This window comes from Streptomyces rimosus, assembly GCF_008704655.1.
GTDB lineage: Bacteria > Actinomycetota > Actinomycetes > Streptomycetales > Streptomycetaceae > Streptomyces > Streptomyces rimosus.
Genome location: NZ_CP023688.1, coordinates 6296225 through 6314574, shown reverse-complemented (window position 1 = coordinate 6314574; position 18350 = coordinate 6296225). Strand labels below are relative to the sequence as shown.

The 18350-nt window shown below is 71.9% G+C and carries 14 protein-coding genes; 5 read left to right on the top strand and 9 right to left on the bottom strand.

Annotated elements, in window-relative coordinates:
• Positions 1-20: 20 nt before the first annotated feature.
• Positions 21-377: a histidine triad nucleotide-binding protein gene (locus CP984_RS27295; protein WP_003984328.1), complete on the bottom strand. Its 357-nt coding sequence runs from the start codon at positions 375-377 to the stop codon at positions 21-23.
• A gap of 125 nt (positions 378-502) precedes the next feature.
• Positions 503-1351 (bottom strand): hypothetical protein, encoded by an 849-nt coding sequence (locus CP984_RS41455; protein ID WP_063604361.1) that lies wholly within the window; start codon positions 1349-1351, stop codon positions 503-505.
• 215 nt (positions 1352-1566) lie between these two features.
• Here CP984_RS41455 and CP984_RS27280 point away from each other — a divergent pair, with 215 nt between their 5' ends.
• Positions 1567-1995, top strand: coding sequence for an OsmC family protein (locus tag CP984_RS27280; protein WP_003984326.1), 429 nt, complete (start codon positions 1567-1569; stop codon positions 1993-1995).
• A gap of 102 nt (positions 1996-2097) precedes the next feature.
• On the opposite strand, the gene CP984_RS27275 is transcribed toward CP984_RS27280, so the two are convergent.
• The 4 genes from CP984_RS27275 to hrcA all read right to left on the bottom strand — a co-directional run bounded on the left by CP984_RS27275 (position 2098) and on the right by hrcA (position 6323).
• A complete protein-coding gene (locus CP984_RS27275; RefSeq protein WP_003984325.1) occupies positions 2098-2841 on the bottom strand; it encodes a 16S rRNA (uracil(1498)-N(3))-methyltransferase in 744 nt (247 codons plus the stop codon).
• Positions 2838-3995 carry a nitronate monooxygenase gene (locus CP984_RS27270; protein WP_003984324.1) on the bottom strand — a complete coding sequence of 386 codons (1158 nt, stop codon included), beginning with the start codon at positions 3993-3995 and terminating at the stop codon, positions 2838-2840. Before CP984_RS27270 ends, CP984_RS27275 begins: the two co-directional genes overlap by 4 nt.
• Before the next feature lie 174 nt (positions 3996-4169).
• Positions 4170-5306: a molecular chaperone DnaJ gene (gene dnaJ / locus CP984_RS27265; protein WP_003984322.1), complete on the bottom strand. Its 1137-nt coding sequence runs from the start codon at positions 5304-5306 to the stop codon at positions 4170-4172.
• Positions 5307-6323 (bottom strand): heat-inducible transcriptional repressor HrcA, encoded by a 1017-nt coding sequence (hrcA, locus tag CP984_RS27260; protein ID WP_003984321.1) that lies wholly within the window; start codon positions 6321-6323, stop codon positions 5307-5309.
• A 320-nt stretch (positions 6324-6643) separates the two neighbouring features.
• Between hrcA and CP984_RS27255 the strand changes: the two genes are divergently transcribed.
• Entirely contained in the window at positions 6644-7378 is a 735-nt protein-coding gene (locus CP984_RS27255; RefSeq protein WP_003984320.1) for an MBL fold metallo-hydrolase, read from the top strand.
• A gap of 28 nt (positions 7379-7406) precedes the next feature.
• A complete protein-coding gene (locus tag CP984_RS27250) occupies positions 7407-8240 on the top strand; it encodes a DUF3097 domain-containing protein (RefSeq protein ID WP_003984319.1) in 834 nt (277 codons plus the stop codon).
• Here the strand turns inward: CP984_RS27250 and CP984_RS43040 are convergent.
• The 3 genes from CP984_RS43040 to CP984_RS27235 all read right to left on the bottom strand — a co-directional run bounded on the left by CP984_RS43040 (position 8218) and on the right by CP984_RS27235 (position 12385).
• Positions 8218-8742 (bottom strand): Uma2 family endonuclease, encoded by a 525-nt coding sequence (locus tag CP984_RS43040; protein ID WP_032921679.1) that lies wholly within the window; start codon positions 8740-8742, stop codon positions 8218-8220. The two genes, CP984_RS27250 and CP984_RS43040, sit on opposite strands and share 23 nt — an antisense overlap.
• A 406-nt stretch (positions 8743-9148) precedes the next feature.
• Positions 9149-10381 (bottom strand): radical SAM family heme chaperone HemW, encoded by a 1233-nt coding sequence (hemW, locus tag CP984_RS27240; RefSeq protein WP_003984317.1) that lies wholly within the window; start codon positions 10379-10381, stop codon positions 9149-9151.
• Positions 10382-10510: 129 nt separating this feature from the next.
• Complete coding sequence (locus CP984_RS27235; protein ID WP_050498846.1) at positions 10511-12385, bottom strand: ATP-binding SpoIIE family protein phosphatase; 1875 nt, start codon at positions 12383-12385, stop codon at positions 10511-10513.
• Positions 12386-13724: 1339 nt separating this feature from the next.
• Between CP984_RS27235 and CP984_RS27230 the strand changes: the two genes are divergently transcribed.
• Together CP984_RS27230 and CP984_RS27225 are read left to right on the top strand one after the other, a co-directional pair.
• Positions 13725-17759, top strand: a complete 4035-nt coding sequence (locus CP984_RS27230) for a HAMP domain-containing protein (RefSeq protein ID WP_050498845.1) — start codon at positions 13725-13727, stop codon at positions 17757-17759.
• Positions 17756-18343 carry a response regulator gene (locus CP984_RS27225; RefSeq protein ID WP_003987341.1) on the top strand — a complete coding sequence of 196 codons (588 nt, stop codon included), beginning with the start codon at positions 17756-17758 and terminating at the stop codon, positions 18341-18343. The genes CP984_RS27230 and CP984_RS27225 overlap by 4 nt, the downstream gene beginning before the upstream one ends.
• Positions 18344-18350 lie beyond the last annotated feature (7 nt).

The window sequence follows — 18350 nt, the reverse complement described above, 5'->3', positions numbered from 1 at the left end:
GCGCTCGGGCTCCCGCTCCGTCAGACCAGGCGCTGGAGGTCGCGGCCGCCCAGGACGTGCGCGTGGGCGTGGAAGACCGTCTGGCCGGCGCCGGGGCCGGTGTTGAAGATGATGCGGTAGCCCGTCCCGTCGACCTTCTCGTCGGCGGCCACGGCGGCGGCCTCGCTCAGCACCTCGCCGGCGATACGCGGCTCGGCGGCGGCCAGCTCACCGGCGTTGGCGTAGTGCACCTTGGGGATGACCAGGACGTGCGTCGGCGCCTGCGGGCTGATGTCCCGGAAGGCGACGGTCGTCTCGGTCTCCCGCACGATCGTCGCGGGCACCTCGCCGGCCACGATCTTGCAGAACAGGCAGTCGGCCTGCGGTTCTCCCGCCACCGGTGGGCTCCTCCCGGGTTGCCATCACGTCTTAGGGTCCGGATGTTACCGGGCCGCCCTTGGGAGGTGGTGCGGCGGCCGGGCCGGTGGCGGGGGGAGCCCGGGGCGGCGCGCCGGACGGGTGGTCAGTGGTCGGCGGCCCAGGTCTGCTTCTGGCCGTCCTTTCCGTCGTGGCCGTTGCCGTTCTGGCCGTCGTGGTTGCCGTTGCCGTCGTGGTTGCCCTGGTCGTCGTGGTTGCCGTTGCCGTTGTCGTGACTGTTGCCGTTGCCGTTGTCGTGGCCGTTGCCGTCGTGGTTCCCCTGGCCGTCGTGGTCGTGCGAGTCGTCCGAACAGGTGTCGCTGGGCGACGGGTCCGGATCGGGCTCCGGGTTCGACGGCTGCGCCGTGACCGTGACCGTGACGGGCGGGGTGTACGGCGGCTCGTGCGACGTGTGGCCGCTGCTGGGCGGCTGGACGGTGCGGGTGACGGTCGGCCGCGAGGTGCCGGTCGGCTCGTCCGCGTTGCAGTTGCCGAGCACGCCCACCTGGAAGACGACCTGCCCGGCGACCCGCGCGGTCAGCCGGCCGCGTACGCAGCGGCCGTCGACCTCGGAGGTGACCCGGCCGGTGATGGTGATCTTGCTGTGGTGGGCGGTCTGGCCCTGGCAGTCCACCGTGACGACGGTGTGGTGGCTCGCCGTGGCCGTGGCGTTGGCGGTGCTCTGCTGGTCGCGCGGAACGGTCGCCGTACAGCTCAGCCAGCTGACGTTCACACCGATGCGCTTCAGCGCCGCGGTCCCCGCCTGGTCGGTGGTGTAAGCGATCGACGAGGTGTTCAGCCCGCCGGCCGGCTCACACGCGGACACCGCGACGACCGCCGCGCCCGCTGCGCCCACCACCGCGAGCAGCCTGCCGCGCCGGGCCGATCCGGCCCGGGACCTGCCGGTCCGCGCGAGCCGCGGCCGTACGTACGGTACGTCTCGTAAGCGCCCCATGGACCCCATGTCCGGCAGCGTCCCACCACCGCCCCCGGACCAACAGTCCCGGCTCGGCCAGTGTGCGCCGCCGCCCGTACGGACCGCGTACCGCCCGGTCCCTCCCCGTACGGACCGACGCGTTCCGCCTGTCCGGGTCCCGCCGTGCGCCGCGCCGGAATCACTAAGCTGATCCACACAGACCGCCAACCGCCCACGACCAGGAGTCATCCACCATGGCAACCACCCGCACCGCGCAGACCCACTGGGAAGGCAACCTCATGGAGGGCAAGGGCAGCGTCGCCCTGTCGTCCTCGAACGTCGGCACGTTCGACGTGAACTGGCCGGCCCGCGCCGAGCAGCCGAACGGCGTCACCAGCCCCGAGGAGCTGATCGCGGCGGCTCACTCGTCCTGCTACTCGATGGCCTTCTCGCACGGCCTGGCCGGCAAGGGCTACACCGTCGCGGCCCTCGACACCAAGGCCGATGTGACGTTCCAGCCGGGCGAGGGCATCACCGGCATCGTGCTGAGCGTCAAGGCCAGCGTGCCGGGCCTGTCCGAGGAGGACTTCCAGGCCGCGGCCGAGGACGCCAAGAAGAACTGCCCGGTGAGCCAGGCGCTGGCCGGCGTCAAGAACATCACCCTCAACGCCGAGCTGGTCTGATCCGGCAGGCGATACGACGACGGCGGGGCCGTGGCATCACGCATGCCGCGGCCCCGCCGTTCAGCTGTTGCGGGCAGGCCGTCGCCGCCTTCTGGCGCTACGTCAGCTCCAGCGCCCCGTACGGCCGAGCAGCAGCGCCGTGGCCGCCGTGCCCGCCGTGGACGTCCGCAGCACGCTCCACCCGAGCCGGTACGCCTTGGCCCCCGCCTCCTCGAACGCCGCCAACTCTTCCGGCGACACGCCGCCTTCGGGGCCGACGACGAGCACGATCCGGCCGGACGCCGGGAGTTCGACGGACGCCAGCGGGGCACTGCCCGCGTCCCGGTCCTCATGCAGGACGGCGGCGAAATCCGCCTCCGCGAGCAGCGCCGCGACCTGCTTCGTGGACATCAGGTCGGTGACCTCGGGAAAGCGCAGCCGGCGCGCCTGCTTGCCCGCCTCGCGCGCCGTGTTGCGCCACTTGGCCAGGGACTTCGCGGCCCGCTCACCCTTCCACTGGGTGATGCACCGGGACGCGGCCCACGGAACGATGGCATCCACGCCGGTCTCCGTCATGGTCTCCACGGCCAGCTCGCCGCGATCGCCCTTGGGCAGCGCCTGTACGACGGTGATCAGCGGCACCGGCTCCGGCTCGGACTGCTCGCCGGTCACCTCCACGACCAGCCGGTCCTTGCCCTCGGCGGCCCGCACCACGCCCACCGCTCCACTGCCGCGCCCGTCCGTCAGCACCACGGGCTCGCCCGCGCGCAGCCGGCGCACGGAGACCGCGTGCCGGCCCTCGGGCCCGTCCAGCACGGTCTCCCCCGGACCCGGGACGCTGTCGACAAGAAAGACCGGCGCCGTCACAGCGCACCTCCCAGCTCACCCGTGACCCCCGGACCGGCCTGCTGGTCCGGGTGCGCCGCCGGACCGGCGGCCTGTCCGGCGCCGAGGCCCAGCCCGGCGCGCGCCGCGTCCAGTTCGGCCATCAGCACCTCGACCAGCTGCCCGGCCGGCATCTGCCGCGCCAGCCGGTGCCCCTGCCCCGCCCACAGCGCCATGCCCTGCGCGTCGCCCGTCTTCGCGGCGGCCTTGCGCAGACCCGAGGTCAGGTGGTGTACGGCCGGATAGGCGGCCGGGGCGTACGGGCCGTGCTCGCGCAGGAAGCGGTTCACCAGGCCGCGGGCCGGGCGCCCGGAGAAGGCCCGGGTCAACTCCGTACGGGTGAACAGGGGGTTGGTCATCGCCTGCTTGTGCAGCGCGTGCGCGCCCGACTCCGGGGTGACCAGGAAGGCCGTACCGAGCTGCGCCATCGCCGCGCCCGCCGCCAGCACCCCGGCGATCTGCGAGCCGCGCATCAGGCCGCCCGCCGCGATGATCGGTATCTGCACGGCCTCGCGCACCTGCGCGATCAGCGACAGCAGCCCGAGCCCGGAGCCGGTGCCGTCGGCCTGCGGGTCGTCCCGGTGGGTGCCCTGGTGGCCGCCCGCCTCGACGCCCTGCACACAGACCGCGTCGGCGCCGGACCACTGCGCGGCCTGCGCCTCGGCCGCGGTGGTGGCGGTCACGATCGTGTACGTACCGACCTTGGCGAAGCCGTCGAGCACCGCGCGCGAGGGACAGCCGAAGTGGAACGAGACGACCGGCACCGGGTCCTCGCGCAGGATGGCGAGCTTGGCCTCGTACCCGTCGTCGACGCCGCCGTACGGGTCGATCTCGTCCAGCGGGGTCTCGTACCAGGCCGACTCGCCCGCGAGCTGCTCGCGGTAGACCTCGACGGCCGCGTTCTCGGCGAGCGAGGGCTGCGGCATGAAGAGGTTCACGCCGAACGGCCGGTCGGTCAGCCCGCGCAGCTGTTTGATCTCCTGGTACATGCCGTCCGCGGTCTTGTACCCGGCGGCCAGGAAGCCGAGCCCGCCTGCTCCGCAGACGGCGGCGGCCAGCTCCGGGCGGGCCACCCCGCCCGCCATCGGAGCCTGCGCGATCGGATAACGGCAGAGATCGGTCAGCGCTGTGGGCATGCGCACATCGTGTCACGCCACACGCCCGGGCCCGAACCGGGTCCGTCCGCACCAAGATCAAACACGCCTGGCCATCGGGGCAGTTCGGGCACGGACGGGAGGGCGGCGGGCGGGTGAACGAGAACGGCGGCCGGGCACGGAGCCCGACCGCCGTCCACCTGGCCCTCGTACGGATCAGCGCCCGTTGAACGCATCCTTCAGCCGCGAGAACAGTCCCTGCTGCCCCGGCTGGAACTGTCCCTGCGGGCGTTCCTCGTTGCGGAGCTTGGCGAGGCGGCGCAGCAGTTCCTCCTGCTCCGCGTCGAGCTTGTTCGGCGTGATGACCTCGACGTGCACGATGAGGTCACCGCGGCCGTTGCCGCGCAGGTGGGTGACGCCGCGGCCGTGCAGCGGGATCGACTGGCCGGACTGGGTTCCGGGCCGGATGTCGATCTCCTCCACGCCGTCCAGCGTCTCCAGCGGGCACTTCGTGCCCAGCGCCGCCGCCGTCATCGGGATCGTGACCGTGCAGTGCAGGTCGTCGCCGCGCCGCTGGAACGTCGGGTGCGGCAGCTCGTGGATCTCGACGTACAGGTCGCCGGCCGGGCCGCCGCCGGGGCCGACCTCGCCCTCGCCGGCGAGCTGGATGCGCGTGCCGTTGTCCACACCGGCCGGGATCTTGACCGTGAGCGTACGGCGCGAGCGGATGCGGCCGTCGCCGGCGCACTCGGGGCACGGGGTCGGCACGACCGTACCGAAGCCCTGGCACTGCGGGCACGGCCGGGAGGTCATGACCTGGCCCAGGAAGGACCGGGTGACCTGGGAGACCTCGCCGCGGCCGCGGCACATGTCACAGGTCTGCGCCGAGGTGCCGGGCGCGGCGCCCTCGCCCGAACAGGTCGTGCAGACGACGGCGGTGTCGACCTGGATGTCCTTGGTGGTGCCGAAGGCCGCCTCGTCCAGCTCGACGTCCAGCCGGATCATCGCGTCCTGGCCGCGGCGCGTGCGGGACCGCGGTCCGCGCTGCGAGGCCGTGCCGAAGAACGCGTCCATGATGTCGGAGAAGTTGCCGAAGCCCGCGCCGAAGCCGCCGGCCCCGCCGCCGCCACCCGCCTGCGAGAGGGGGTCGCCGCCGAGGTCGTAGACCTGCTTCTTCTGCGGGTCCGAGAGCACCTCGTAAGCGGCGTTGATCTCCTTGAACCGCTCCTGGGTCTTCGGGTCGGGGTTCACATCCGGGTGCAGCTCGCGCGCCAGCCGCCGGAAAGCCTTCTTGATCTCGTCCTGCGAGGCGTCGCGCCGTACGCCGAGGACCGCGTAATAGTCCGTGGCCACTTACGACTCCGCGAGGATCTGTCCGACGTAACGTGCCACTGCGCGTACCGCTCCCATCGTTCCGGGGTAGTCCATGCGGGTCGGTCCGACCACGCCGAGTTTGGCGACTGCCTCGTCGCCCGAACCGTAGCCGACCGCGACGACCGATGTGGACGTCAGGCCCTCATGGGCATTCTCATGCCCGATGCGTACGGTCATGCCGGAGTCCTTGGCCTCCCCGAGCAGTTTGAGGAGCACCACCTGCTCCTCCAGAGCCTCCAGCACCGGCCGGATGGTCAGTGGGAAATCGTGCCCGAAGCGCGTGAGATTGGCGGTGCCGCCGATCATCAGCCGCTCTTCGGTCTCCTCCACCAAAGTCTCCAGCAACACCGACAGGACTGTCGAGACCGTCCCCCGGTCCTCCTGCTCGAAGGACTCCGGGAGATCCTGCACGAGCTGCGGCACGTCCGTGAACCGCCGGCCCACCACGCGGCTGTTCAGCCGCGCCCGCAGGTCCGCCAAGGAGGTCTCACCGAACGGCGCCGGACAGTCCACCATGCGCTGCTCGACCCGGCCGGTGTCCGTGATCAGGACCAGCATCAGCCGCGCCGGAGCCATCGACAGCAGTTCCACATGACGCACCGTGGACCGGGTCAGGGACGGGTACTGCACGACGGCGACCTGCCGCGTGAGCTGCGCCAGCAGCCGTACCGTACGCCCCACCACGTCGTCGAGGTCGACGGCGCCGTCCAGGAAGTTCTGGATGGCGCGCCGCTCGGGGCTGGAAAGCGGCTTGACGCCCGCCAGCTTGTCGACGAAGAGACGGTAGCCCTTGTCCGTGGGGATGCGCCCGGCGCTGGTGTGCGGCTGGGCGATGAAGCCCTCGTCCTCCAGCGCCGCCATGTCGTTGCGGACCGTGGCGGGTGAGACACCGAGCTTGTGCCGCTGGGTCAGCGCCTTGGAGCCGACCGGCTCCTCGGTCCCGACATAGTCCTGGACGATGGCGCGCAGCACTTCGAGTCTGCGTTCACTGAGCATCGCGCACACCTCCAGTCCGGCCGTGTCACCGGCGCGGGGCCGGTTCTTTCCCGGGTCGTCTTCCCTGGCACTCATCAGGTCCGAGTGCCAGACCCGGACCAAGTGTACGGCCGGGTCACGTGGGCAGGGCAAGGGCCGCGGTACCGGGGACGTGCCCGGCACGGCCGGGGCGGCGCATCGCGGCGTACGGGCGGCGGGCCGCGCGTACGTGCGGGAGGCCGGGAACCACCGGTCCGGCGGGCCACCGTATCGCGGCGCGGAAGGCGCGGGTCCGACGGTCCGGCGGGCGGAGGTCCGCCCCCGGCGGCTAGCGTCTCGGTATGCGTACGACGTGGGAAGAAGCCGGGTGGGAAGAGCTCGGCGCGGGGGTCGGGCGGCGCCGGATGCCCGGCTGGGACGAGACCGTCGGTGCCGTCGTCGGCGCCACCGGCGTGCTGATCGTCGACACCGGCGCGACGCTCCGGGACGGCGCCCGGCTGCGCCGCGAGCTGCGCGGCATCGTGGGCCGTGACGTGACGCACGTCGCGCTGACCCACCCGCACTTCGATCACGTGCTGGGCGCCGCGGCCTTCGCGGGCGTCCAGGTCTTCGGAGCGGCGGGTCTCGATACGTATCTGCCGCGCGCCCAGGAAGAGCTGCGGCGCGACGCGGTGTCGTACGGCGTGGACCCCGACGCCGCCGCCGAGGCCACCGATCTCCTCGTCCGCCCGCACCACCTCGTCTCCGGCGAACGCGTCCTCGACCTCGGCGGCCGGCAGGTGCTGCTCGCCAACGTCGGCCCCGGGCACACCGCCCACGACCTGGTGGTCCTCGTCCCCGGTACGCACGGCTCGCCCGAGGTCGTCTTCTGCGGCGACCTGGTCGAGGAGTCCGGCGAGCCCCAGGCCGGGCCGGACGCGGTCCCCGGGCAGTGGCCCGCCGCGCTGGACCGGCTGCTGGCGCTCGGCGGGGAGGACGCGGTGTACGTACCCGGGCACGGCGCTGTCGTGGATGCCCGATTCGTCCGTGAGCAACGTGACGCGCTCAGCCGTCGCTTCGGCGTGTCGCGGCGCTGACCGGCCATCCCTTCTTATCGTCTGTCGGATGCGCAGCAGACAGTACGGCCCGGGCCTGACCCCGCCGTGGAAGAAGCAGCAGCCGGCCCCCGAGGTCGCGGCGGAGCCGGACCTGGTGGTCGAGGAGGCCGTGACCGGGTTCTGCGGCGCGGTGGTCCGCTGCGAGAAGACCGCCGAGGGCCCCACGGTCACCCTCGAAGACCGCTTCGGCAAGCACCGGGTCTTCCCCATGACGCCACGCGGCTTCCTGCTGGACGGCAAGCCCGTCACGCTCGTACGGCCGTCGGCCCGGCCCGCCGCGCGCGGCCCCGCCCGTACGGCGTCGGGTTCGCTGGCCGTCCCCGGCGCCCGCGCACGGGTCGCCCGCGCCGGGCGCATCTACGTGGAGGGACGCCACGACGCCGAGCTGGTCGAACGCGTCTGGGGCGACGACCTGCGCATCGAGGGCGTCGTCGTCGAATACCTGGAAGGCATCGACGACCTCCCCGCCATCGTCCACTCCTTCTCCCCCGGCCCCGACGCCCGCCTCGGCGTCCTGGTCGACCACCTCGTCCCCGGCTCGAAGGAATCCCGCATCGCGGCCTCGGTCACCGACCCGGACGTCCTGGTCGTGGGCCACCCGTACATCGACGTCTGGGAAGCCGTGAAACCGTCCTCGGTCGGCATCCCCGCCTGGCCGACCGTCCCCCACGGCCAGGACTGGAAGACAGGCGTGTGCCGGTCCCTGGGCTGGCCGGAGAACACGGGCGCCGCGTGGCAGCGCATCCTCGGCTCGGTCCACTCCTACAAGGACCTGGAGCCGGCCCTGCTGGGGCGGGTGGAGGAGTTGATCGACTTTGTCACGGGTGGGAGTGGGGCCTGACGTTGGTGAACGTCTGGAACTCGGTGGTGTCCAGCTTTACGCCGAGCAGGTCCAGTGGGATCGGATCGCCGAACTTGGTGGTGCGCTGCACCGTGTAGTCGGCGTCTTCGCGGGTGCCGGTGGGGTCGGTGAGCAAGCGGCATTCGGCCGCCGCCGGATCGATGATCAGGTAGGTGGGCACCTCGCCCGCCGCATAGATGTTGCGCTTGACGCGGTGGTCACGATCAAGGCTGTTGTTGGAGACGACCTCGACGAGCATGGTGATCAGCTCAGTCGGCACGGGCTTTCCGGCGACCTGGGTCTTGGGACGCCCCCGACGATCCCCCGGCACCTGGTCCCGAACGCTCTGGATGATCCGGTTGTGGACCACGTCGGTCCCGGCCGTCATCACGATTTCCCCCCGCAGGAGTTCCGCCTCGAACGTCTCGGGAACCTCGAGTTCTTCGAAGAACGCGACGAGGGGGTGGGTGGTCAGGGGCCGAGCGGCCGACGGAGCGCTCACCGGCGCGGCCGACAGTGAAGCTTGGCCCCGGGAGGCGTCGGTGGCGGCGTCCCGCGCCAGGATCACCAAGTCGGGCTGTGTCTCGCTGCCCGACCTGGGAAACGAGACACAGTGTCTCTGCTGCCGGTGCCGATGCCAGTACGGAACCTGATCTGTCACGGACTTGACGACGTCGTCATCCACCCAGTCGCACTCCGCCGACACCAGGATGTCGCCCCGGAGAAGCTCCGCCTTGCAGCCTTCCGGTACTTCCAGGCGCAGGCGCCGGAAAACCTCGATCGCGTCCGTGATCTGTCGGCTGTCCACCATGCCCACCCCGCTTCCACATCCTGTTACGTGGACCGCAGGCTAGGGACACCCCGGACAGCCCGCCGGAAACATCGCAGATGTTCACCCCGCCGAGTGATCAGTCCACCAGATCCCGCACCACCGCATCCGCCAGCAGCCGCCCCCGCAGGGTCAGTACGGCGCGGCCCGCCTCGTACGGGCCCGGGTCCAAGAGGCCGTCGGCGAGGGCGCGGCGGGATGCGGCCAAGCCGGCGGGGGCGAGGATGTCCAGGGGGCAGCCGGCCGCGAGGCGCAGTTCCAGGAGGATGCGTTCGACGCGGCGGTCCTCGGCCGAGAGGAGTTCGCGGCCCGCGCCGGGGGACCGGCCCTCGCCGAGGGCCTGGGCGTAGGCGCCGGGGTGCTTCACGTTCCACCAGCGGACGCCGCCGACGTGGCTGTGCGCGCCGGGGCCCGCGCCCCACCAGTCGGCGCCGGTCCAGTACAGCTCGTTGTGGCGGCAGCGGGCCGCCTCGGAGGTGGCCCAGTTGGAGACCTCGTACCAGTGGAAGCCCGCGCCGGACAGGGCCTCCTCCGTGATCAGGTAGCGGTCGGCGTGCACGTCGTCGTCGGTCATCGGGACCTCGCCGCGCCGGATGCGGCGGGCCAGCTGGGTGCCCTCCTCGACGATCAGCGCGTACGCGGAGACGTGGTCGGGCGCCGCGCCGAGCGCGGCGTCGAGCGTGGCCCGCCAGTCGTCGTCCGACTCGCCGGGGGTCCCGTAGATCAGGTCGAGGTTGACATGCTCGAAGCCCGCCGCGCGCGCCTCGGCGACACACGCTTCCGGGCGGCCGGGCGTGTGCGTACGGTCGAGGATCTTCAGGACGTGCTGCCGGGCGCTCTGCATCCCGAAGGAGACCCGGTTGAAACCGGCTTCCCGCAGTTCGGCCAGGTAGCGCGGATCGACGGACTCCGGGTTGGCCTCGGTGGTGATCTCCGCGCCGTCCGCGAGGCCGAACTCGTCGCGGATCGCGGCGAGCATCCGGCCCAGGTCGGCGGCCGGGAGCAGGGTCGGCGTGCCGCCGCCGACGAAGACCGTCTCGACCGGCCGCGGGTCGTCGCCCAGCACCTTGCGGGCGAGCCGGATCTCCTCGGCGACCGTGTCCGCGTAGTTCTCCCGCGAGGCGAGCGCGCCGCCCGAGCCGCGCAGCTCGGTGGCCGTGTACGTGTTGAAGTCGCAGTAGCCGCAGCGCGTCGCGCAGTACGGCACGTGCAGGTAGAACCCGAGCGGCCGGGTGCTCGCGCCGGTCAGGGCGTGACCGGGCAGCGCCCCGTCCTCGGGCATGGGCTCACCATCGGGGAGTGCGGAAGGCATGCCTTCCATTGTCCGGCATACGGCGGGGAGCTTGACGGGAGCTGCCGGGAGGCCGGGGCGGGCCCGGTGGGCGGCGCCCCGGCGCACCGCTTCGCCCCGCCGCTGCCGTCCCTCCAGCCCCTTCCTCCCCTACCGCCGCTCCGTCGCCTGGAGCACCAGCAACGCAAGATCGTCGTCCGGCGGGGTGGCGGCGAACGCGTGGACCGCCCGCCGGATGTGCTCGGCGACGGCGGTGGCGCCCAGGCCCGTACAGGCGGTGAGGTGGCCGGCCAGGCCGTCATCGTCGTCGAACAGCCGGTGGCCGCAGCGCCGCTCGGTCACGCCGTCCGTGACGCACAGCAGCGTCTCGCCGGGCGCCAGGTCGAAGGACTCGGATTCGTACGACGTGTCCTCCACCACCCCGAGCAGCATCTGCGGCGCCGCGGCGACCCGTACGCCGCCGCCCGTGCCGAGCACCAGCGGCAGCGGGTGTCCGGCGCTGGCGAGGGTGCAGCGGGCGCCCGCCGTGCCGTCGGCGTGCGGCACGATCTCGCCGTACAGGAGGGAGAGGAAACGCGTCTGCTCGGCCTCGGCGCGCAGTTCGACGGCGGCGTCCGGGCCGGGGCCCGCCGCCGCGACCGCCGCGGCGACGGCGGCCACCGAGTCCGTGGCCTCACGGGCCATCGTCTTGTTGAGCCGGTCCAGCACCTCGCCGACGCCGTACCCGTCGCGGGCCAGCAGCCGCAGGACGGGCCGGGCGAGGCCGGTGACCGCTGCGGCCTCCGGGCCACTGCCGCACACGTCGCCGAGGGCGAAGCACCAGCGCCCGTCCCCGGCGTCGAACAGGTCCCAGAAGTCGCCGCCGGCCCAGGCGCCCTCGCGCGGTTCGTACACGACGGAGGACTCCAGGCCCGGGACGGTGGCCGGGCCCCGGGGCAGCAGACGGCGCTGCAGCACCTGGCTGATCCGCTCCTGGTTGCGGTACGCGCGGGCGGTGGCCACGGCACGGGCGACCCGGCGGGTCAGATCCTCTATCAGGCCCACGACCTCGTCGGGGAAGCGCATCAGCCCGGCACGGCCGATCAGCAGCGCGCCCTGGTCGCGGCCGCCGGCCAGCAGCCGGCAGGCCAGCGCGGCGCCGCCCGGACCGTACCCGCTCGGCTCCTGCGGCCACGGCCAGGGCACCGCAGCCCCGGCACCGTCGCGCTGCGGACCGGGTACGGGCAGCACCGGCGGGTCCTTCTCCAGGGCCATACGGAGCGCGTCGATGCGGCCCTCGCTGGAGTGCCAGACGCGGGCGAGCCGCGGCGGCGCGCCCGAGCTGTCCCGGCTGCCGCCGTCGTACAGCCACACCGCGCACCAGTCGGCGAGCCGCGGTACGACCAGTTGCGCGGCCAGCAGCGCCACCTGCTCCTCGTCGAGCTGCCCGGACAGCAGGTCGGACGCCTCGGCGAGGAAGGACAGGGCGCCGTGGTTGATCCAGTCGGCGTCGGAGCGCCGCGCCGGGGACCGGCGGACGGGCGCGGGGGCCAGCAGCTCGGCGGCCCGCAGGTCGCGCTGGAGATCCGGGTCGTCCTGGGAGAAACGGGCCGGCGGGCCGTACACGCGGTCGTGCGGCCCGGCCAGGAGCCGGAACCACACGGTCTTCAGGTCGCGCCGGTACGTGATGCCCCAGGACTCGGCGACCGCGCCGACCAGTTGCAGGCCATGGCCCCTGGTCTCGTCGGCGGAGGACGCCTGGCGCGCCCGTACGGCACGGGCCGGGTGGTGGTCGGACACCTCCACGACGACCACGGCGCGCCCGCCGTCCGGCGTCGGCTCGGTCTCCAGGCGGCACAGCAGCTCGACGGTGGTCCCGGCGTGCACGACGACGTTCGTGACCAGCTCGCTGACCAGCAGGACCGCTTCGTCGGCGAGGCGGTCGCCGATGGTGTCGGCGCCGGGCAGCGACCGGACGAGCCAGTCGGCCAGTACGGCGCGTACGAACTGGCGGGCCGCGGCGGCGGCCCGCGGATTGCCGGGCAGGCTCGACCGGCGGACGCTGTCCCGGGCGTCACAGCGGTCACGCCAGTTACGCCGGGCCCGGCCGCCCCGTCCCTCGCGCGCGCCCTGACCGCCGCGTTGATCACGGGTGGCCGGCCCGCGCCGCTCCCGACGCGGCCCACCGGCCGGCGGCGCCGCGGGCGGATCGGGCGCCTCCGGAAGAGCGGCGGAAACGGTGCCGGGGGCGGAGGTGGGGTTTATGGGGGCGGGGGCGGGGTCGGAGCCGGGGGCTTCGGCAGGGGTGGGGTGCTGGACGGAGCCCTGGGTGGGGTTCTGCTGGGTGACGGGCTCCCGGGTGACGGTCTCCCGGGTGGCGGGGGCTTCAGAGGCGCCGGGATTCCGGGCGGCGGGATCTTCGGAGGCGCCGGGTTTCCGAGCGGCGGGATCTCCGGAGGCGCCGGATTTCCGGGCTGCGGGGGCTCCAGAGGCGCCGGGTTTCCGGGTGGCAGGCTCCGTACCGGGTTCCTCGGGAGCGGCGGCTTTCCGGGTGCGGGGCTTACGGGCGCCCCCTCCCCGTACGGCAGCCTCCTCGGAACCGGCGGCCTTCCGGGCACCGGACTTACTGGTGCCCGGCTTACGGGTACCGGTACCGGTACCGGACTTCCGGCTGCCGGACTGACGGGTACCGGGCTGACGGGTACCGGGCTGGCGGGCGTCCCCTCCCCGTACACCGCCCTCCGAGTCCGAGCCCTCCCGCCTCACACCCTTTCGCCCCGCGCCCTCCGGAACACCGCCCTCCGGCCCGGCCCCCTCGGCCCCACCATCCCCGCCACCCGCTGTCCCCGCTCCCCCGTCCGTGACCGAATCCTTCATCCGTACAGCCCCCGTTCCCCTGGCCGAATTCGTCGGGCGGGCCGCCTTCGTGGCCGCTTCCTTGCGGAAACCCACCGGCCCGCCCCCTTCGAGAAGCCCGCCGGAACGCTCCGCCCGAGGCCTGTCGGCAGCCGCTTCGGTCATGACCTGCGGACTCGTCCGGGCCTTGATCGCCGGGGCGGCCCCCGCAGGGGTGCCGCCGGAGGTCGCCGACCCGCCGGGCGCGCCGTCGCAAGGGCGGGGCCGCTCCCGGGCCACCGCGGCGCCCCGGTCCGGGACGTCCCTGTCCGACGAAGTTGTCGTCCGCATTGAGCAACTCCCGAGCAGTTCCGCAATAGCGCCGAATACGCCACCCCAGAGTGACAGACTGAGCGCACCCATAAGCACCGAGTTACTGAAGTGGGAAGCCATGGCGGTCGATTCGGCAGTGCCCCGAGTGTCCCTGGAGTCCAGTGGTGATGTGGTCCGCGCGGCTGACTTGCGACCACTTCTGACCGCCTTGACGTCAATGGCGGCCGGAGATTTCCGGACTCGACTGCCAGGGGCGCAAGAAGGTCTGGTGGCCGAACTGTCCGCGGTGTTCAACCAGATAGCCGCCCGCAACCAGCACCTGTCCGACGAGCTGTTACGCCTCCGGTCGGAGGTCGTACGCCAGGGCAGGCTGGACGAACGGATGTCCGCCAGCCCGGGCCCGGGCACCTGGGCCACCTCCGTACAGGCCGCCAACGCCATCATCGACGCGCTGGTCATCCCGACGAACCAGGCCACCCAGGTGCTGGACGCGGTGGCGGGCGGCGATCTGACCCAGCGGGTGGACCTCCACGACGGCAACCGACCGCTGCGCGGCGACCGCCGGCGGCTCGGCCGGGCGGTCAACCGCATGGTCGACCAGCTGTCGCTGTTCACCGGCGAGGTCACCCGGGTGGCCCGCGAGTCCGGTACGGAAGGCCGGCTCGGCGGGCGTGCCAAGGTGGCCGGGCTGTCCGGGAGCTGGCGGGACGTGACCGAGGCGGTCAACACCATGGCGGCCCGGCTGACCGCCCAGGTGCGCGACATCGCGCTGGTGACGACGGCGGTGGCGCGCGGCGACCTGACCCGTCAGGTGACGGTCGAGGCGGCCGGCGAACTCCTGGAGCTGAAGCTCACCGTCAACACGATGGTCGACCAGCTCTCCGCCTTCGCCGACGAAGTCACCCGCGTCGCCCGCGAAGTCGGCACCGAAGGGCAACTGGGCGGCCGGGCGCAGGTACGGGGCGTGTCGGGCGTCTGGAAGGACCTCACCGACAACGTCAACTTCATGGCGTCCAACCTCACCAGCCAGGTGCGCAACATCGCGCAGGTCACCACGGCCGTGGCCAACGGCGATCTCAGCCAGAAGATCACGGTGGACGCGCGCGGCGAGATCCTCCAGCTGAAGCTGACCGTCAACACGATGGTCGACCAGCTCTCCGCCTTCGCCGACGAGGTCACCCGCGTCGCGCGCGAAGTCGGCACCGACGGGCGGCTCGGCGGCCGGGCCCACGTACGCGGGGTTTCCGGCGTCTGGAAAGACCTCACCGACAACGTCAACTTCATGGCCGACAACCTCACCTCTCAGGTGCGCAACATCGCCCTGGTGGCGACGGCGGTCGCGGAGGGCGACCTGGGCCGCAAGATCACGGTGGAGGCGAAGGGCGAGATCCTGGAGGTGAAGTCGACGATCAACACGATGGTCGACCAGCTCTCCGCCTTCGCCGACGAGGTCACCCGGGTCGCGCGCGAGGTCGGTACGGAAGGCAACCTCGGCGGGCAGGCCCAGGTGCGCGGCGCCTCCGGCGTCTGGAAGGACCTCACCGACAACGTCAACTTCATGGCGTCCAACCTCACCTCCCAGGTGCGCAACATCGCGCAGGTGACCACCGCGGTGGCCGACGGCGACCTGTCGAAGAAGATCACGGTCGACGCACGCGGCGAGATCCTGGAGCTCAAGGACACCGTCAACTCGATGGTGGAGCAGCTGCGGGCGTTCGCCGACGAGGTGACGCGGGTGGCCCGCGAGGTCGGCACGGAAGGCAACCTCGGCGGCCGGGCCCAGGTGCGCGGCGCCTCCGGCGTCTGGAAGGACCTCACCGACAACGTCAACTTCATGGCGTCCAACCTGACCACCCAGGTGCGCAACATCGCCCTGGTGGCCACCGCCGTCGCGCAGGGCGACCTGTCCAAGAAGATCGACGTGGACGCGCGCGGCGAGATCCTGGAGCTGAAGACGACCCTCAACACGATGGTCGACACTTTGTCGTCGTTCGCGTCGGAGGTCACCCGGGTCGCCCGCGAGGTGGGCAGCGAGGGGCAGCTGGGCGGCCAGGCCCGGGTCGAGGGCGTGTACGGCACCTGGAAGCGCCTGACGACGAACGTCAACGAGCTGGCGTCCAACCTCACCACCCAGGTGCGGGCGATCGCCGAGGTGGCCTCCGCGGTGGCGTCCGGCGACATGACCCGTACGGTCACCGTCGAGACCCAGGGCGAGGTCGCCGAGCTGCGCGACAACATCAACCTGATGGTCTCCAACCTCCGCGAGACCACCCGTGCCAAGGACTGGCTGGAGTCGAACCTGGCCCGGCTGGCGGCTCTGATGCAGGGCCACCGCGACCTGATGGAGGTCGCCGACCTGATCCTGCGGGAGCTGACGCCGCTGGTGAACGCCCAGTACGGGGCCTTCTTCCTGGCCGACACCGACCGCGAGGACCTGCAGCTGGCGTTCATCGCCGGGTACGGCTCGTCCCAGGACGCCACGCTGGACACGCCCGGCTCCTTGGACCACGGTCTGGTGCGCCAGGCCGCGCTGGAGAAGAAGCGGATCCTGGTGGAGGACGCGCCGCCCGACTACATCAAGATCAATTCCGGGCTGGGCGAGGCGAAGCCGGCGACCCTCGTCATCATCCCGGTGCTCTTCGAGGACCAGACGCTCGGCGTGATCGAGCTGGCGTCCTTCTCCCGCTTCTCCGACGTGCACCTGGCCTTCTTCGACCAGTTCGTGAACACCATCGGCGTGGCCATCAACACCATCGTCGCCAACTCCCGTACGGAATCGCTGCTCGGCGAGTCCCAGCGGCTGGCCCGTCAGCTCCAGGAGCGCACCGGCGAGCTCCAGCGGCGCCAGGCGGAGCTGCAGCGCTCGAACGAGGAGCTGGAGGAGAAGGCCGCGCTGCTGGCCAGCTCGTCCCAGTACAAGTCCGAGTTCCTGGCGAACATGTCGCACGAGCTGCGCAACCCGCTCAACTCGCTGCTCATCCTCGCCCGGCTGCTCGCCGACAACCAGGACGGGCACCTGAACGAGCAGGAGGTGCAGTTCGCGATCACGATCCACCGGGCCGGGTCCGATCTGCTCCAGCTGATCAACGACATCCTCGACCTGTCCAAGATCGAGGCGGGCCGGATGGACGTACGGCCCAAGCGGCTGCCGCTGATCAAGCTGCTCAACTACGTCCACGACACCTTCCGGCCGATGACCCTCGACCGGGGGCTGGCCTTCGAGGTGTCGGTGAGCGAGAGCGTCCCCAAGGAGCTGTTCTCCGACGAGCAGCGCCTCCAGCAGGTGCTGCGCAATCTGCTGTCCAACGCGGTGAAGTTCACCGCGGCCGGGAAGATCGATCTACGGGTGGACCGCGCCGGCGACGGGTCGATCGCCTTCACCGTCACGGACACCGGCATCGGCATCGCGCCGGAGAAACTGCCGGTCATCTTCGAGGCGTTCCAGCAGGCGGACGGGACCACCAACCGCAAGTACGGCGGCACCGGCCTGGGCCTGTCGATCAGCCGGGAGATCGCGGGGCTGCTCGGCGGCCGGATCACCGCGAGCAGCCGCCCCGGCGTCGGCAGCATCTTCACCCTGCACGTCCCCATCGAGTGCCCCGGTTACGCCGAACCGCTCGACGCCCTGCCCGTCGCCCCCGAGCAGCATGCGGACGGCGCCCTGCACCTGGCGAAGACGCCGCGCCACGCCCCGCGTTCGGGCCCGCCCGTCGCGCGCGACGACACGCCGTGGCCGACCAGCGCCCGGCTGGAGGACTGGGTGAACGGGCCCTCGGGCCCTTTGCTGTCCGGCTGCCAGGTCCTGGTCGTCGACGACGACATCCGTAATGTCTTCGCTCTCACGAACGTCCTGAGCCGGGTCGGCATGCGGGTGCTGTACGCCGAACACGGCCGGGAAGGCATCACGATGCTGGAGAAGAATCCCGGCATCAATCTGGTCCTGATGGACATCATGATGCCGGAGCTGGACGGCTACGAAACCATTCGCGCGATCCGCCGCACACCGCGGTTCGCGAATCTGCCCGTCATCGTCCTGACGGCGAAAGCGATGCCCGGGGACCGCGAGCAATCCCTGGAGAGCGGAGCCAACGAATACGTACCCAAACCCGTCGACGTGGACCGTCTGCTGGCCGTGGCCGTCGAGCTTCTGTCCCGGCACGGCTCCGGCGCCCCGGCCCCGGGCGGTGAATCAGGCACGCAAGACCCCGACGCGACCTCTTCGAGGTCCCAAGGCATCGAAGGCCCATCATGACCCATGCACCCGACACCGACGGGACCGACGAACGGGCGGGCATCCTCCTTGTCGACGACATGGAAGACAACCTCGCCGCCCTCGAAGCGGTCCTGGGCTCGCTCGGCGAGCCCCTCGTCCGGGCCCGCTCCGGAGAAGAGGCGATGAAAGCGCTGCTGCGGCAGGAATTCGCGGTCGTTCTGCTGGACATTCTCATGCCCGGCATGGACGGCTTCGAGACCGCCTCCAACATCAAACGTCTCGACCAGACCAAGGACATCCCGATCATTTTCCTGACCGGGACGGAAAGCGATTCCGGCTTCGCCTTCCGCGGCTATTCGACCGGCGCCGCCGACTACCTCACGAAACCCTTCGACCCGTGGGTGCTGCGCGCCAAGGTCAATGTGTTTCTCGATCTGCACCGCAAGAACCGGCAGTTGCGCCGGCTCATCAAGCAGGACAACGCCCGGATGGGCGAACTGGCGGACCGTATCTCCGAGATCGAGCGCCGCCTCTCCGCCAGCGACGACCCCGGCGAGCGCGACCTGAGCGAGAGCGTGGCGCGCATGGCGGAGTCGGTGCGTTCCCTGCGGCGGGGGCGGTAGGAGCGCG